Annotated in this window: 15 protein-coding genes; 3 read left to right on the top strand and 12 right to left on the bottom strand. The window is 62.0% G+C overall.

What is annotated here, in order from left to right:
* The 10 genes from B7Y49_RS11760 to B7Y49_RS11715 all read right to left on the bottom strand — a co-directional run.
* Positions 1 to 1044, bottom strand: a 1044-nt coding sequence (locus B7Y49_RS11760; RefSeq protein WP_374127784.1) for an RIP metalloprotease, incomplete at its 3' end; no start/stop codon positions are given.
* A complete protein-coding gene (locus tag B7Y49_RS11755) occupies positions 1041 to 2198 on the bottom strand; it encodes a 1-deoxy-D-xylulose-5-phosphate reductoisomerase (RefSeq protein WP_374127783.1) in 1158 nt (385 codons plus the stop codon). The genes B7Y49_RS11760 and B7Y49_RS11755, both read right to left, overlap by 4 nt.
* Positions 2195 to 3034 (bottom strand): phosphatidate cytidylyltransferase, encoded by an 840-nt coding sequence (locus tag B7Y49_RS11750; RefSeq protein WP_374127782.1) that lies wholly within the window; start codon positions 3032 to 3034, stop codon positions 2195 to 2197. The genes B7Y49_RS11755 and B7Y49_RS11750 overlap by 4 nt, the downstream gene beginning before the upstream one ends.
* Positions 3031 to 3771: an isoprenyl transferase gene (locus B7Y49_RS11745; protein ID WP_374127785.1), complete on the bottom strand. Its 741-nt coding sequence runs from the start codon at positions 3769 to 3771 to the stop codon at positions 3031 to 3033. The genes B7Y49_RS11750 and B7Y49_RS11745 overlap by 4 nt, the downstream gene beginning before the upstream one ends.
* On the bottom strand, positions 3771 to 4328 hold the full coding sequence (frr, locus tag B7Y49_RS11740) for a ribosome-recycling factor (protein WP_374127781.1): 558 nt from the start codon (positions 4326 to 4328) through the stop codon (positions 3771 to 3773). Before frr ends, B7Y49_RS11745 begins: the two co-directional genes overlap by 1 nt.
* A 1-nt stretch (position 4329) precedes the next feature.
* Positions 4330 to 5067, bottom strand: a complete 738-nt coding sequence (gene pyrH, locus B7Y49_RS11735) for a uridine monophosphate kinase (protein WP_374127780.1) — start codon at positions 5065 to 5067, stop codon at positions 4330 to 4332.
* A 190-nt stretch (positions 5068 to 5257) separates the two neighbouring features.
* Positions 5258 to 6181 (bottom strand): translation elongation factor Ts, encoded by a 924-nt coding sequence (gene tsf / locus B7Y49_RS11730; protein WP_374127779.1) that lies wholly within the window; start codon positions 6179 to 6181, stop codon positions 5258 to 5260.
* 119 nt (positions 6182 to 6300) lie between these two features.
* Entirely contained in the window at positions 6301 to 7182 is an 882-nt protein-coding gene (rpsB, locus tag B7Y49_RS11725; protein WP_374127778.1) for a 30S ribosomal protein S2, read from the bottom strand.
* Positions 7183 to 7627: 445 nt separating this feature from the next.
* Positions 7628 to 8413, bottom strand: coding sequence for a phosphatidylcholine/phosphatidylserine synthase (locus tag B7Y49_RS11720; protein ID WP_374127777.1), 786 nt, complete (start codon positions 8411 to 8413; stop codon positions 7628 to 7630).
* Positions 8414 to 8417: 4 nt separating this feature from the next.
* Positions 8418 to 9146: a phosphatidylserine decarboxylase gene (locus tag B7Y49_RS11715; RefSeq protein ID WP_374127776.1), complete on the bottom strand. Its 729-nt coding sequence runs from the start codon at positions 9144 to 9146 to the stop codon at positions 8418 to 8420.
* Between the two features lie 151 nt (positions 9147 to 9297).
* On the opposite strand from B7Y49_RS11715, the gene B7Y49_RS11710 reads away from it, so the two are divergent.
* The 3 genes from B7Y49_RS11710 to B7Y49_RS11700 all read left to right on the top strand — a co-directional run bounded on the left by B7Y49_RS11710 (position 9298) and on the right by B7Y49_RS11700 (position 12568).
* Entirely contained in the window at positions 9298 to 10518 is a 1221-nt protein-coding gene (locus tag B7Y49_RS11710; protein WP_374127775.1) for an NADP-dependent isocitrate dehydrogenase, read from the top strand.
* A gap of 31 nt (positions 10519 to 10549) precedes the next feature.
* Complete coding sequence (locus B7Y49_RS11705; protein ID WP_374127774.1) at positions 10550 to 12322, top strand: cation:proton antiporter; 1773 nt, start codon at positions 10550 to 10552, stop codon at positions 12320 to 12322.
* A gap of 93 nt (positions 12323 to 12415) precedes the next feature.
* A complete protein-coding gene (locus B7Y49_RS11700; RefSeq protein WP_374127773.1) occupies positions 12416 to 12568 on the top strand; it encodes a hypothetical protein in 153 nt (50 codons plus the stop codon).
* Between the two features lie 21 nt (positions 12569 to 12589).
* Here B7Y49_RS11700 and B7Y49_RS11695 read toward each other — a convergent pair whose 3' ends face one another.
* Together B7Y49_RS11695 and alaS are read right to left on the bottom strand one after the other, a co-directional pair.
* Positions 12590 to 13030: a PH domain-containing protein gene (locus B7Y49_RS11695; RefSeq protein WP_374127772.1), complete on the bottom strand. Its 441-nt coding sequence runs from the start codon at positions 13028 to 13030 to the stop codon at positions 12590 to 12592.
* Positions 13031 to 13064: 34 nt separating this feature from the next.
* Complete coding sequence (gene alaS / locus B7Y49_RS11690) at positions 13065 to 15722, bottom strand: alanine--tRNA ligase (protein ID WP_374127771.1); 2658 nt, start codon at positions 15720 to 15722, stop codon at positions 13065 to 13067.
* Between the last annotated feature and the right edge of the window lie 77 nt (positions 15723 to 15799).

Genomic DNA, 15799 nt, shown 5'->3' with positions numbered 1-15799 from the left:
TAATCCACCGCGAAATGCCCATTCCTGCACATGCGCCTCAAGCGGCCTGCGGCGGATCGCCTCGATCGCGTAAAACAGCAGATGCCCGCCATCCAGCACCGGCACTGGCAAAAGGTTAATGAATCCCAGATTAATGGAAACCAGCGCGATGAGAAAGACGAATGATGCCGTGCCAAGAGCCATCTGCTCGCCGGACACCTTCGCAATGCTCAACGGCCCGCCAAGTTCCTTCACTGAGCGGCTGCCCGAGACGATCTGGGCGATCACATCACCCATCATCCGCAGGATATTACCCGTCTGGCGGATCGCGACCAACGGCGCTTCGATCACGCTCACAGGGACCAACGTTGCCGCCGTTCGTCCGATGCCCAGCCGCCCGATCTTAGGTTCATTGCCGAACCGGTCGCGCTCGATATGCGTGCCCACCGTCAGGTCGATCGCCTGGGGCGCGTTGCCGCGGACGAAATCGACCCTCACCTGCTGGCCGGGCCTGATCTGGACGAAGCGGACCATATCCTCAAAGCTGTCGACGCTGCGGCCGCCCAGCGCGACGATCCGGTCGCCGGGCTTCAGGCCAGCGTTCTGCGCCGGGCTACCCGGCTGGATCGAGCCGACCACCGCCGGCGTGCGTAGTTCGCCAAAGCTGAGCGCGAACCCCATCAGGATAGCGATCGCGACAAGGAAATTGGTTACCGGCCCCGCCGCGACGATGATCGCGCGTTGCCAGATCGGTTTTGCCTGAAAGGTGCGTTCGCGCTCTTCGGCAGGCAGAGCAAGCCAGTCGGGATCGGGCTTGCTTGAAGCGTCCATATCGCCCGCAAACTTCACATAGCCGCCCAGCGGCATCCAGCCGAACTTCCACCGCGTGCCGCGTTTGTCGGTAATGCCGAATATTTCGCGCCCGAAACCGATCGAAAACTCATCGGCTTTCACCCCGAAAAAGCGACCGGCGAGATAATGGCCAAGCTCATGAACGAACACCAACGGCCCGATCACCAGGATGAATGCCATCACCGTATAGAAAAAGCCCGGAGTCTGGATCAAGCGACGCAATCCTTTACACGCACACCGGCAAGCCTACGCGCCTCGGCATCCACCACCAGCACCTCTTCGACGCTATCCGGCGCCGCAGGATCGTAGCAATTGAGTGTATCTTCGACGATTGCGGCAATTTCGAGGAAGCCGATCCGCCGTTCGAGAAAAGCAGCCACGGCCACTTCATTGGCGGCATTGAGGATGGCCGGGCGGGCGCCGCCGGCCTCAAGCGCTTCACGCGCCAATCGCAGCGCCGGAAAGCGGACTGGATCGGGGGCTTCGAAATCGAGCCTGCCAATCGCCACCAGATCGAGCGGCGGCATGGGCGCTGCCATTCGGTCAGGCCAGGCGAGGCAATAGGCGATCGGCGTGCGCATATCGGGCGGTCCCAGCTGCGCGAGCACCGAACCATCGACATATTCGACCATCGAATGGATCACCGATTGCCGGTGGACGATCACCTCCAGCTGGTGGTTGGCGACCGGAAACAGCCGCGCCGCCTCGATCAGCTCAAGCCCCTTGTTCATCAGGGTTGCCGAATCGACCGATATCTTCGCCCCCATCGACCAGTTGGGATGCGCCACCGCCTGTTCGAGCGTCATGTGGCGCATTTCTTCGAGCGTCTTGTCACGGAAAGGGCCGCCGCTCGCCGTCAGGATAATGCGTCGCACGCGGTGGGGCCGCGCCGAATCGAAGCATTGGAAAATGGCGTTATGCTCGGAATCGGCCGGCAACAGCGTTGCGCCATGCTTTGCTGCCGCTGCTAGAATGACATCGCCGGCAGAGACCAGCGGCTCCTTGTTCGCCAGAATGATCGTGCCGCCCTGTTCGATCGCCGCCAGCACCGGCTCCAGCCCCGCACAACCAACGATCGCTGCCATCGTCACATCCGCGCCCATCGCCGCTGCTTCGCACAGCGCCTGCGCGCCGCCTGCCGTTTCGATCCCCGTTCCCACCAGCGCCGCCCGCAGATCGTGCAAGCACGCCTCATCTGCGACAACAGCGCGCCGGGCGTTGGTGCGTATCGCGGCAACCGCGAGCTTTTCGACATCGCAGTTCGCCGTGAGCGCCAGCACCTGGAAATTTTCCGGCTCGCGCTCGATCAGATCGAGGGTCGACGTACCAATCGATCCCGTCGCCCCCAGAATCGTTACCGTTTTCATTCACCCAGCCCCTGTATCAATCCGGGTATCAACCCGGTCACCATCGCTTTTATTTCGGGTAACATCACCAGGAACGCCGCGATTGGCGCAACCGGGATCAGCCCGTCCAGCCGGTCCATCAGCCCGCCATGGCCCGGCAGCATTGATCCGCTGTCCTTTACGCCCGCTTGCCGCTTGAGCCAGCTTTCATACAAATCCCCGCCCTGGGCCGCCACCGCGAGCAATGGCGTGGCGAGGGTCAACCGCCAGGGCAATCCCCAGCCAACATGAAGGATCGCGCCAAAGGCAGCCGCCGCAACGATCCCACCGACAAAGCCCGCCCAGGTCTTGTTCGGGCTGATCGATGGCGCAAGCCGCGGCCCGCCGAATGCGCGCCCCACGAAAAACGCGCCGATATCGCACATCCACACCAGCGCCATCGCCCAGATCGTGAACAACAGGCCATCAGGCTGTTTGCGGATCAGCAACAGGGCCAGCACCGGCAATCCCGTGTAGATGATGCCCAGCGCCAGCATCGATTGCCGTGTGCTGACCAGGATGAAGACCGCTGCCGCCGCGATCAGGCCGAGTGCGAAAAATTGCGGCCCTGCCGCCATGGGCGACATGATCGCCAACGGTACCGAAAGCGCAAACAGCATCATCCGCCGGGTTGCCAGATCGGCCTTGGCCAGATCAGCCCATTCGCGCAACATACCGATGCCGATGATCGTCACGACCAGCCAAAAGGCGATTCCCCCCAGCCACAGCACGAACAGCGCGAACCCAACCAGCGCGAACCCCACCACGATGCGCGTTGCGAGTTCTTGGCGCCGAATGTTTGGGTCGCCGACCGTCACAGGCCCCCAAAGCGACGCTGACGTCGCCCAAAGGACGCTACAGCCTCTGCGAGCGCGGCTTCATCGAAATCGGGCCACAGCGTTTCGGCAAAGTGCAACTCGGCATAAGCCGCCTGCCACAGCAGAAAATTGGAAAGCCGATGCTCGCCCGAGGTACGGATCATCAAGTCGAGCGGTGGCAGATCACTGGTATCGAGCTGGCGCTCGATCGCCGCTTCGTCGATCGCGCTCACGTCGATCTTTCCGTCGATCGCCTGCTGGGCGAGGTCACGCGCCGCCGCGGCGAGTTCGGCATGGGAGCCATAGTTCAGGGCAATCACCAGGATCGGGCCGTCATTCACCAACGTCCGCGCCAGCGCATCATCGACCATCGCGACAATATCGGCCGAAAAGCGGTGATAATTGCCGATTACGCGCAGCCGGACATTCTCGCGCACCATTTCGTCGAGATCACTGCGGATGAAGATCCGCAACAACCCCATCAGGTCGCCGATTTCCTCATCAGGGCGGCGCCAGTTCTCCGACGAGAAAGCGTAGAGCGTCAGCGCTTCGATCCCCAGCGTGCGCGCCGCGCGCGTTACCCGGCGCACTGCCTCCACACCGGCGCGATGCCCGGCGATGCGCGGCAGAAAGCGCTGTTTCGCCCAGCGGCCATTGCCATCCATGATGATCGCGACATGGCGCGGCAAAGCACCTGCCCCGCCTTCCGTTTCCGGTGCCTTGGCGGGCAGCGGCATCACTTGCCGAGGATTTCCTTTTCCTTGGCGCTGGCGGCGGCATCGATATCGGCAATGGTTGCGTCGGTCAGCTTCTGGACCTCGGTCTCGTGGCGCTTGCGCTCGTCTTCGCTGATCAGGTTCTTCTTTTCGTCGGCCTTCAGGCTCTCCATCCCGTCACGCCGCACGTTGCGCGCCGCGATCCGCGCCTTTTCGGCATATTGCCCGGCCAGCTTGGCCAGTTCCTTGCGGCGTTCCTCGGTCAGATCGGGAATCGGGATGCGAAGCGTCGTGCCATCGACGATCGGATTCAGGCCGAGTCCGGCAGAGCGGATCGCCTTGTCGCACGGGCCGACATTGCCCTTGTCCCAAACCTGCACCGACAACAGCCGCGATTCAGGCACAGACACGGTCGCCACCTGGTTCAGCGGCATATGCGATCCGTACACTTCCACCGTCACCGGATCGAGCAGCGAGGTGCTCGCGCGCCCCGTGCGCAGGCCGGTCAAATCGCCCTTCAGCGCTTCAACGCTACCGGCCATCCGGCGCTCAAGATCGGCCTTGTCATAAGCGGCCATGTCAGTTCTCCGTATACTCGGTCTGGTTATTGACGATCGTCGACGTGCCCTCACCCGCCAGTACCCGGGCAAGATTGCCGGTTTCGCGGATGTTGAACACGACGATCGGAATATCATTGTCGCGGCAAAGCGCCACCGCGCTGGCATCCATCACCTTCAAATCATCCGACAGGACGCGGGAAAAGGTAAGCTGTTCATAGCGAACGGCTTTGGGATCGATCTTCGGATCGGCATTATACACGCCGTCGACGCTGGTGCCCTTGAACAGCGCATCGCAGCGCATTTCGGCGGCGCGCAAGGCAGCGCCTGAATCTGTGGTGAAATAGGGGCTGCCAGTGCCCGCCGCGAAGATGACGACGCGGTTCTTTTCCAGATGCCGCTCGGCACGGCGGCGAATATAGGGTTCGCAGACGCTCGCCATCGGGATCGCCGACTGCACCCGCGTCTCCACGCCCAGATTCTCGAGCGCGTCCTGCATCGCCAACGCGTTCATCACCGTGGCAAGCATGCCCATGTAATCGGCCGTCGCACGGTCCATGCCCTTGGCAGCGCCTGCCATCCCGCGGAAGATGTTGCCGCCGCCTATGACGAGGCAAAGTTCGAACCCGGCGTCCTTGGCCTGCTTCACTTCACCGGCGACACGCGCAACAGTTGCGGGATCGATACCGAAATTCTGATCGCCCATCGCTGCCTCTCCGGACAGTTTAAGCAAGATGCGCTTGAATGGGGGTTTGGTCATGGGTCCAACTTGCGCTTGGGCGGGGAAGCGGCGCGACCTTAGTAGGCCCCTCCCACTGTGCCAAGCACTCATCCCGCAAAGGGGGTGTCCATTTGCGGATCAGGCCGCGCGTGAAGGCAGGCGCTGGGCGGTCGCAAAGGGCAGATAACAAAGGGGCGCGGCGATCATCTCGCCACGCCCCTTGGAACAATCAGTTGACGCCGGCAGCGGCGGCAACTTCAGCAGCGAAATCGCTGACCTCGCGCTCAATGCCTTCGCCGAGCTGGAAGCGGACATAGTCCTTGAGCTCGATCGGCGCGCCCGCTGCCTTGGCAGCGTTGGCGACGACGTCGGAGATCTTGGTCTTGCCGTCCATCACCAGCAGCTGGCTGACGAGCGCGTTTTCCTTGCGGTACTTGGCAATCGCCCCGTCGACCATCTTGGCGACGATATCGGCAGGCTTGCCGCTTTCGGCTGCCTTTTCGGTCGCAATCGCGCGCTCACGCTCGACGACATCGGGGTCGAGGCCATCTTCGTGCAGCGCCAGCGGGAAGGCAGCGGCGATGTGCATCGCGATCTGCTTGCCCAGCGGCACGAGCACGTCTTCACCAGCTGTGCTTTCCAGCGCGACAAGCACGCCGATCTTGCCCAGACCCGGCGCAGCCGCGTTGTGGACGTAGGGCACCACGGCGCCGCTCGTCACTTCGAGACGCTTGGCGCGACGCAGATTCTGGTTCTCGCCAATCGTCGCGATGTTGTTCGTCAGCACTTCCTCAACGGTCTTGCCGCCAAGATGCGCTGCCTTGATCACATCAAGATCATCGCCCAGCGCAAGCGCGACCGAGGTCACGTCGCGGACGAACGTCTGAAACTGCTCGTTCTTCGCGACGAAATCGGTCTCGGAATTGACTTCGACCGCAGCACCCTTGGTGCCCGACACTTCGACGCCGATCAGGCCTTCCGCAGCAGTGCGGCTCGATTTCTTGGCAGCCGATGCCAGGCCCTTGGTGCGCAGCCAATCCATCGCTGCTTCCATGTCGCCATTGGCTTCGGTCAGCGCCTTTTTGCAGTCCATCATGCCCGCGCCGCTCTTTTCGCGCAGATCCTTGACGGCAGCGGCTGTGATCTCGGCCATGTCTTTCATCCTTATCTTCGATAAATATGGGTAGGGACGGGGGAAGGCTTGCGCCCTACCCCGTCCATATTTCAGTTCAGCGACGCTACGCTCAGGTGCCGGGGCTCCGGTGTCCGGGCTCAGGCGTCGAGCTGACGCTCGCCTTCGGCAGCTGCCTCGGGTTCGGTCGTGGCGGCGGCATGCTCGGGCTCGAAATCAGCGGCAGCCATCTCAACGACGGGCTCAGCTGCTGCCTCTTCGATTGCCGGAACAGCCAGTGCTTCCTCAGCCGGTGGCTCGTCCATCGCACCCAAATCACGGCCGCTCTGCGCCTGCTGCTGCTGGCCACCGCGGGTCGCGGCGATCGCAATCGCTTCGCAGTACAGGCGGATCGCCCGACTCGCGTCATCGTTGGCGGGTACCGGGAAAGCGATGCCATCGGGCGAGACGTTCGAATCGAGAATCGCGACGACGGGGATGCCCAGTGTGTTGGCTTCCTTGATCGCCAGCTCTTCCTTGTTCGCGTCAATCACGAACATCACGTCAGGAATGCCGCCCATGTCGCGGATGCCGCCCAGCGACAGTTCCAGCTTGTCCTTTTCACGGGTCAGCTGAAGCACTTCCTTCTTGGTGAGACCGGTGGTGTCACCCGACAGCTGCTCCTCGAGCGTCTTCAGGCGCTTGATCGAACCCGAAATCGTCTTCCAGTTGGTGAGCATGCCGCCCAGCCAGCGATGGTTCACGAAATGCTGGCCCGACCGGCGGGCTGCGTCTGCCACAGGCTCCTGCGCCTGGCGCTTGGTGCCGACGAACAGAACCTTGCCGCCCGATGCGGTCGACGCGGCGACGAATTCGAGCGCACGTGCAAACAACGGAACGGTCTGCGAGAGATCGAGGATATGGACGCCGTTGCGGTCGCCAAAGATGTAGGGCTTCATCTTCGGGTTCCAGCGGTGAGTCTGGTGGCCGAAATGCGCGCCTGTTTCGAGCAATTGCTGCATGGTGACGACTGGTGCCGCCATAGGTATTTCCTTTCCGGTTTGTCCTCTGGGAAGCAAATATCCGAACAGGCCAAGGCCCGGGCAGACACCGGTGATGTACGCTTCCCATGCGGGGTTGAGGCGCGGCGCTTAGCCCAGACCGGCGATCAGATCAAGGCCAGGAATCACCCTTGACAATATGAACATTAGTGGAACATATAGGGATATTAGAGCGTACACGGAACGGAAATCCTTGGCTGCACGTTAGGCGATCAGGGTTTTTGAAACCTGCGGAGTGGTTTGATGATGATATCGTTGATCAGCCTTGTCTTGTTTGTGGCGGCCATGGTCGCGGTGATTGCTGTGATGGCCGCTACGCTGGTTCCGGCGATGCCCCGGATCGTTGCGATTTTGACGACCGACACGTCGCACGGTGCAGGGTCGACTCAAGCTGTGTATCGTCCCGATCCACGTCGGATGCGGCCGGTTATGGCAAATGCTCGTCCCGCGACAATGGCGCAGCGCGCTGCCGCTTGATGCGCCCATAGCTTCGAATACTGAAGGGCATCGAGACGAGATAGACAGCGCAAACCGCCGTCAAGGTCGGCCAAGGGGCCGATACGAGTGCCGCACCGACCAGCACAACCACGGCGATTGCCTCGAAACGCACCGAACTGCGCAGACGAAGCGATGACCAGCTAAATGTGGCGATGCTGGATACCATCAGTACGGCAACAAACGCGACCCACGGCGCGACGATCCAGGCCGATCGAAAAACACCCTCGCCGGTCCAGAACCAGAGATATAAGGGTAGCATCGCCAGACCTGCCCCGGCCGGCGCCGGGATTCCGGTTAGAAATCCGGCTGATTTATGCGGCTGATCCGTCGTGTCGATCGCGGCGTTGAAGCGCGCGAGGCGAAGCGCACAGAAAACTGCGTAAACGAGGGCGCTCAGCCAGCCAAGTTGCGGGAGATCATGGAGCGCCCAAAGGTACAATATCAGGCCGGGCGAGACGCCGAACGAAATCGCATCGGACAGCGAATCGAGCTCTGCACCGAACCGACTTTCCCCGCGCACCATCCGCGCGATTCGGCCATCGAGGCCGTCAAGCACGCCGGCGATCATGATCATCGTGACGGCCAATTGCCAATCGGCCGAAATCGCAAACCGGATACCGGTCAACCCCGAACACAGCGCCAGTGCGGTTACTGCATTGGGAGCCACCGCGCGCAGAGGAAGGCCACGTACCGGTCGACGCGGCGTGCCCGTCATGCCGTCACTGCGCGATCCCGGTCGGCGTCTTGCCGCCGACACGGCCAAGGATTGTTTCCCCGGCAACGCTGCGCTGGCCGACAATCACCTGGCAGGCAACGTCATCGGGCAAATAAACGTCCACCCGACTGCCAAACCGGATCAAGCCGATCCGCTGCCCGGAGGCGACCATGTCGCCCGCCTTCACGAAACCGACGATCCGCCGCGCGATTAGCCCGGCAATCTGGGTGAACCCGATCAGCCGACCGTCGCGCCCTTCAACAACGATGTGCTGGCGCTCATTCTCTTCGCTCGCCTTGTCAAGATCAGCATTCAAGAATTTGCCTGAAATATAAATGACCTGGCGTATGGTCCCGGCGATCGGGGTACGATTGATGTGCACATCAAACACACTCATGAATATCGAAACGCGCACCAGCGGCTCGGAGCCAAGGGCGTTTTCCCCGGCGAGCTCGACGGGCACCGGAACCCGTTGAATCATCGTGATCAGGCCATCGGCCGGTGCCACAATCAAATCATCGCCCTGCGGCGTCACCCGCACGGGATCGCGAAAGAACAAGGCGACCCAAATCGTCAGCCCGATCAGCGGCCAGGTGACGAAATCCCAGATCACCAGCGACAGCAGCGCAACTGCCGCCGCGATCAGCACATATTTGCGCCCTTCGGGATGAACATCGGGGATGCGCCAGGTGACGATCGGCGCTTCGGGTGGCGATTTTTCGGGTGATGCCATGTGACCGTACTACATTGCGCATTGCAGCAATTCAATGCGGGCAGCCGAATCAGCCCCAAAGGCGCGAAAGCGCCGCACGAGAGGTTGATCACGGCCAGCCTTCATCCTAGACGGCGCTGATATTCCCTCCCCGAGAACAGGCAAGACATCGATGGCGAAAATCAAGGTGAAGACGCCCGTCGTTGAAATCGACGGCGACGAGATGACCCGGATCATCTGGCAGTGGATCCGCGAGCGCCTCATTCTTCCCTATCTCGACATCGATCTCGAATATTACGACCTCGGCATTCAAAAGCGTGATGAGACTGACGATCGAATCACGGTCGAATCGGCCCGCGCCATCCAGAAATACGGCGTCGGCGTGAAATGCGCGACGATCACCCCCGATGAAGATCGGGTGAAGGAATTCGACCTCAAGAAAATGTGGAAATCGCCCAACGGCACGATCCGCAACATCCTGGGCGGCACCATTTTTCGCGAACCCATCGTCATCAAGAACGTCCCGCGCCTAATCCCGAGCTGGACGCACCCGATTGTCGTCGGTCGCCACGCTTTCGGCGATCAGTATCGTGCGACCGACTTCCTCGTCCCCGGCCCCGGCAAGCTGCGCATGGTGTTCGAAGGCGATGACGGCACCGTGATCGACCGCGAGGTGTTCCAGTTCCCGTCGCCCGGCGTCGCGCTTGCGATGTATAATCTCGATGATTCGATCCGCGATTTTGCCCGCGCGTCGATGCATTATGGCCTTAACCTGAAATGGCCGGTCTATCTGTCGACGAAGAACACGATCCTGAAGGCGTATGATGGCCGCTTCAAGGATTTGTTTGCTGAAGTTTTCGAAAGCGAATTCAAGGATAAGTTCAAGGAAGCAGGCATTGTTTACGAACACCGCCTGATCGACGACATGGTCGCCTCCGCGCTCAAATGGCACGGCGAATTCGTCTGGGCGTGCAAGAATTATGATGGCGACGTGCAGTCGGATCAGGTCGCACAGGGCTTCGGCTCGCTCGGCCTGATGACCTCCGTGTTGCTCACCCCGGATGGCAAGACCGTCGAGGCCGAAGCAGCACACGGCACCGTCACCCGCCATTTCCGCCAGCATGAGCAGGGCAAGGCAACCTCGACCAATCCGATCGCATCGATCTTCGCCTGGACTGGTGGCCTGAAATATCGCGGCAAGTTCGATGGCACGCCAGAGGTAACCGCCTTTGCCGAAACGCTTGAGCGCGTCTGTATCGAAACGGTCGAGAACGGCCATATGACCAAGGATCTGGCGCTGCTGATCGGCCCCAGCCAGCCATGGATGACAACCGAGCAGTTCTTTGAACAGGTCCGCCTGAACCTGGAAACCGCGATGGGCGTTCAGGGCTGACAATCCCATCGCCATCGGGCTAAGTGGTTGGATGCCCATTGGCCTAGAAAATACCGGTTTTTCGGACGCGCTCGTCATTTTGGGGGCGGCTGGGCTTGTGATTCCGGCGTTCACCCGCGCCAGAATCAGCCCAATCATCGGCTTTATTCTGGTCGGCGTGCTGGCGGGGCCCAGCGGGCTCGGGCGGCTGGTGGGCGATCATCCGTGGCTTTACCATTTCACGATCACTGACCGAGCCTCAATCGAGCCTTTCGCCGAATTCGGCATCATCCTGCTGCTGTTTTCAATCGGTCTTGAGCTGTCGTTCAAGCGATTATGGTCGATGCGAACCGATGTGTTCGGTGTCGGCGCCGCAGAAATGATCCTGACGGGGCTCTTGATCGGCGTGGCGATCAAGTTGTTCGGCCAGCCTTGGCCGCAAGCGATTACGCTGGGGCTGGCGCTGGCGCTATCGTCCACCGCGTTGGTGCTGCCAATCGCCGGGGCGGCCAGCGTGATCGGTCGCGCCGCATTTGCGATGCTGTTGTTTGAAGATCTGGCGCTGGTACCGTTGTTGTTCATTATCGCGGCACTCGGCCCCGGATCGGCGGGCGGCGCTGCATCGGTGATCGGCCTGATCATTGGCGGTATCCTGACCATTGCGGCGATCTTCGCTGGCGGGCGCGTTTTGCTGCCGCGCCTGTTCGCGCAGGCTGCTCGTACAAAGAGCCCAGAACTGTTCCTCGCTGCATCTTTGCTCGTAGTGATTGTCGCCAGCCTGGCGACGACAGCGGCGGGCCTCTCTCCGATCGTCGGCGCCTTGCTGGCCGGGCTGCTGATCGCCGAAACTGATTATCGCAGCGAAGTGGAAGTGATGACGGCGCCGTTCCGCGGACTGGCACTCGGCGTCTTCCTGATCACCGTGGGCATGAGCCTTGATCTACAGATGGTGTTCCAGAACTGGTGGGCGCTGCTTGCCGGACTTATCGGTGTCGTGGCGGTCAAAGCTGTCGTCACCGCTGGGCTCCTGAAGCTCAACGGGCAGCGCAATGCCATCGCCGCCGAAACGGGGCTGTTGATGGGCAGTCCGTCTGAAACCACGCTGATCGTGCTGGGTGCCGCCGCTCAGGCGCAACTCATTCTGCCCGCGACGGCAAGTTACTGGCAAACGGTCACGGCGCTGGGCCTGACGCTAACACCGCTGCTCGCCTGGATCGGTCGGCAGACCGCGCAGCGCATCGAACGGCGTGGCGGCGGCACGCTTGACGTCGCGATCCCGCCTGAAGGGCCGGGTGCAGTGATCATCGGATTCGGCCGGGTCGGGCGCATGGTGGCCGATATGCTCACCGTCCACGGCCAGGCCTATGTCGCGGTCGAGGCTGATATCGATACGGTGATGGCGGCGCGGCGGGAAGGCTATCCGATCATCTTCGGCGATGTTGCCCGCTCCGAACTCGTCGACCGGCTCAACCTTGGCCGTGCCAATGCGCTGATCCTGACGATGGATGATCCCGTGCTGACGGTGAAGCTGACTGAACGGGTCCGTGCCTGGGTGCCTAACCTGACGATCGTCGCCCGCGCCCGCGATGTCGATCATGCAGCTGAACTCTACCGGGTCGGCGTAACCGACGCAGTGCCCGAAACGCTCGAAAGCTCGCTACAATTGTCAGAAGCCGTGCTGACCGACATGGGGATCGCAGTTGGCCCGGTGATCGCCTCAATCCACGAAAAGCGTGACGAGCTGCGCAAAGAGATCAAGCGCGTTGCCGGGATTGATCGCACGCCGCGTTTCCGGCGCCTGCGCGATCGCACGCCCCCCGGCTGATCGACCCACCCTGATCGGCAAAGATCGCCAGCGCACCATTCACCAAAGTTGGTGACCACCGCTTAACGGGCGGCGCGCATTTCTCGGGCCATGATGATAAAGGCCCTAGTTGCGTTGACGCTGATCCTGGTCGCCACCGATTATGCGATCACCGGCGGTAATTACAGCACGGCGCTGATCACCGGCGTGGTGCGGTTCTTCCACTGGATGGTCGAATCCGGCAGCAATTCGATCTTTTCGCGCTAACACCAGCGGCGGCGTTACCAATCAAATACCGTGGTCGACATCCAACTCGCGCACCCGGCGGGTCTGGCGCGCCTGATCGACCAGTGTGCGCAATTCCTCGCGGATCGCGCGCGCTCGCGGGATGTCGCGAAGCACCAATGTGCCGCCCTGAGTCGTCGGATCGCTTGAGGTGATGCTGATCGCGCCGATATCGGCCCATTGGTTGATCAGCGAATACGCGACCGTCACGTCCTTCACCCGGTACAGCTCGATCTCATCGGTCTTCTTGTTGAAAATGCCGGTGCGGATAATCAGCCGCTGATCGGTCAGCTCGTAGCTGGTGGCGATGTTCTGAAGCCAGCGCAGCGCGATGATGACCAGCCCGACCCCAACTAGGCACAGCAGCAAGGTACCAAGCCCCGCCAGGCTACCGATCAGCCAGCGGCCGGTGCTTGCGCGGAACGTCTCGATTGGCTTTTCCATCATTTGCTCCGCTAAAATAGGGAAGTGAACGCGATCAGGCCGTCGCCGTCATCGCCTCTAGCGCTGCGCGCACCGCCGTTACCGCCTCGGCCGCCTTGTCACCATCCGGTCCGCCACCTTGCGCCATATCGGGCCGGCCGCCACCGCCCTGCCCGCCCAGCGCCGCGACGGCTACGCGCAGCAGATCGACGGCGTTATGGCTCGCGACCAAATCGTCGCTGATCCCGACTGCGACCGAGGCACGACCATCATTCACCGCGACGATCATCGCAATGCCCGATCCGATCCGCGCCTTCACATCATCCACCGCGCCGCGCAGGCCCTTGGGATCGAGCCCGTCGATCACCTGACCGATAAAGCTCACGCCACCGACCTGTTCGGGTCCCGCCGGAGCCGCACCACCGCCCCCACCAAGCGCGAGTGCCTTCTTGGCCTCCGCCAGTTCGCGTTCCAACCGTCGGCGATCCTCGACCAGTGCCGCCACACGCGCGGGCACTTCATCGGGTGATGCCTTCAGCACGCCTGCCGCCTCGCGCAGTTTCTCATCCCGATCGGCGAGCCAAAGCCGTGCGGCCTCGCCCGTCAGCGCCTCGATGCGGCGAATACCGCTCGAAACGGCACCTTCGGCCACGATCTTCACCAGCGCGATATCGCCGAGCGCGTTCACATGCGTCCCCCCGCACAGCTCAACCGAATAGGCCGCATCGGCAAGCGCCCCCATCGAGAGAACGCGGACCTCATCACCATATTTTTCGCCGAACAACGCCATCGCGCCTGCGGCAATCGCATCGTCGGGTGTCATCAGCCGCGTCGTGACCGTCGCATTGCCGCGGATTTGGCGGTTCACGTCGGCTTCGATATCAGCAATCTCGGCAGCGCTCAGCGCGGTCGGGTGCGAAAAATCGAACCGCAGCCGATCCGGCGCAACAAGGCTGCCCTTCTGGCTCACATGCCCGCCAAGCCGCGCGCGGAGCGCCGCGTGCAGCAAGTGGGTAGCGCTATGGTTCGCGCGGATCTGCGCCCGCCGATCGGTGTCAATCGCCAGATGAATGCTGTCGCCCTGCGCGATCTCGCCCGCCTCGATCACGGCATTGTGCGCATGCAAACGTCCGACCGCCTTGACGGTATCGCGTACCACCGCGCGCAGGCCGTTATCGCCGGTTATGGTCCCCGCGTCGCCCATCTGTCCGCCGCTTTCGGCATAAAACGGCGTCTGGTTGGTCAGGATCGTTACCTCGCCGGGGCCCGCACGGTCGACGCGAACGCCGTCCTTCAGCAGTGCGATCACGCTCCCCTCGCCGACATCGCTGGTATAGCCAGTGAACTCGGTGCTGCCCGCTTCCTCGGCAATATCGAACCAGACATCGTCGGAGGCGCGCTCGCCCGATCCCTTCCAGGCCGCGCGCGCGGCACGCTTCTGCTCGGCCATCGCGGTATCGAACCCAGCGCGGTCGACGCCGAAACCCTGCGCCCGCAGTGCATCCTCGGTCAGATCGTACGGAAAGCCATAGGTGTCATAGAGCTTGAACGCGGTTTCACCGGGCAGTGTCGCCCCAGCCGACATTCCCGCTGTCGCTTCGTCGAGCAGTTTAAGCCCATTGGTCAGCGTGCGGCGAAACTGCGTTTCCTCCTGCGCCAACGTCGCCTCGATCAGCGGTTGAGCCCGCAGCAATTCAGGATAGGCCGCGCCCATTTCGGTCACCAACGCAGGCACCAGCCGGTGCATCAACGGGTCCTTCGCCCCTAGCAGATGTGCATGCCGCATCGCGCGCCGCATAATCCGGCGCAACACATAACCGCGGCCTTCATTGGCCGGCAACACGCCATCTGCGACCAGAAAGCCGCTGGTGCGCAGATGATCAGCGATAATGCGGTGACTCGCCTGGGTATCGCCGGTCGAGGGGGTGTGGGTGAGCGCGCTCGATGCGGCGATCAACGCCTTGAACGTATCGGTATCGTAGTTATCGGGCACGCCCTGCATGACGGCGGCGATCCGCTCCAGCCCCATGCCGGTATCGATCGAGGGGCGCGGCAAGGGCGTGCGCGTGCCGTCCGCCGATTGCTCGAACTGCATGAACACGAGGTTCCAGATCTCGACAAAGCGGTCGCCATCCTCATCGGGGCTGCCTGGCGGCCCCCCGGGAATGTGATCACCGTGATCGTAGAAAATCTCGGAGCACGGCCCGCAAGGCCCGGTATCGCCCATCGACCAGAAGTTATCGTTGGTGGCGATGCGGATAATGCGGCTTTCGGGCAGGCCCGCGATCTTGCGCCACAGGTCAAACGCCTCTTCATCGGTGTGATAGACGGTGACCGTCAGCCGGTTGGGATCAATGCCCCATTCGCGCGTGATCAGGTTCCACGCCAGGCTGATCGCGCGTTCCTTGAAATAATCTCCAAACGAGAAATTGCCGAGCATTTCGAAGAAGGTATGGTGCCGCGCTGTATAGCCGACATTGTCGAGATCATTATGCTTGCCGCCTGCGCGGACGCATTTCTGGCTCGATGTCGCGGTGATATAGGGTCGCGTTTCCAGACCCGTGAAGACGTTCTTGAACGGGACCATGCCCGCATTCACGAACATCAGCGTGGGGTCGTTATGCGGTACCAGCGGCGCGGAAGGCACGCGCGCATGCCCTTCACCGGCGAAGAAGTCGAGAAAGCTGCGGCGGATGTCGTTCGTTGGTGTCATGATGCTGATCTAGGGCGCTGACGCGTCTTGCTCAAGTGAAACGGTTGGGCGCCCATATCGAGTGTCGACGAAGCTGC

The organism is Sphingomonas sp. 28-62-11 (genome assembly GCF_002278865.1).
Classification (GTDB): domain Bacteria; phylum Pseudomonadota; class Alphaproteobacteria; order Sphingomonadales; family Sphingomonadaceae; genus Sphingomonas.
This window is presented reverse-complemented; position numbering and strand designations above follow the sequence as displayed.

Coding starts and splice junctions, on each gene's coding strand:
- B7Y49_RS11755 (WP_374127783.1), bottom strand. CDS start 2,198: ATGAAAACGGTAACGATTCTGGGGGCGACGGGATCGATTGGTACGTCG.
- B7Y49_RS11745 (WP_374127785.1), bottom strand. CDS start 3,771: ATGCCGCTGCCCGCCAAGGCACCGGAAACGGAAGGCGGGGCAGGTGCT.
- frr (WP_374127781.1), bottom strand. CDS start 4,328: ATGGCCGCTTATGACAAGGCCGATCTTGAGCGCCGGATGGCCGGTAGC.
- pyrH (WP_374127780.1), bottom strand. CDS start 5,067: ATGACCAAACCCCCATTCAAGCGCATCTTGCTTAAACTGTCCGGAGAG.
- tsf (WP_374127779.1), bottom strand. CDS start 6,181: ATGGCCGAGATCACAGCCGCTGCCGTCAAGGATCTGCGCGAAAAGAGC.
- rpsB (WP_374127778.1), bottom strand. CDS start 7,182: ATGGCGGCACCAGTCGTCACCATGCAGCAATTGCTCGAAACAGGCGCG.
- B7Y49_RS11720 (WP_374127777.1), bottom strand. CDS start 8,413: ATGACGGGCACGCCGCGTCGACCGGTACGTGGCCTTCCTCTGCGCGCG.
- B7Y49_RS11715 (WP_374127776.1), bottom strand. CDS start 9,146: ATGGCATCACCCGAAAAATCGCCACCCGAAGCGCCGATCGTCACCTGG.
- B7Y49_RS11710 (WP_374127775.1), top strand. CDS start 9,298: ATGGCGAAAATCAAGGTGAAGACGCCCGTCGTTGAAATCGACGGCGAC.
- B7Y49_RS11705 (WP_374127774.1), top strand. CDS start 10,550: ATGCCCATTGGCCTAGAAAATACCGGTTTTTCGGACGCGCTCGTCATT.
- B7Y49_RS11700 (WP_374127773.1), top strand. CDS start 12,416: ATGATAAAGGCCCTAGTTGCGTTGACGCTGATCCTGGTCGCCACCGAT.
- B7Y49_RS11695 (WP_374127772.1), bottom strand. CDS start 13,030: ATGGAAAAGCCAATCGAGACGTTCCGCGCAAGCACCGGCCGCTGGCTG.
- alaS (WP_374127771.1), bottom strand. CDS start 15,722: ATGACACCAACGAACGACATCCGCCGCAGCTTTCTCGACTTCTTCGCC.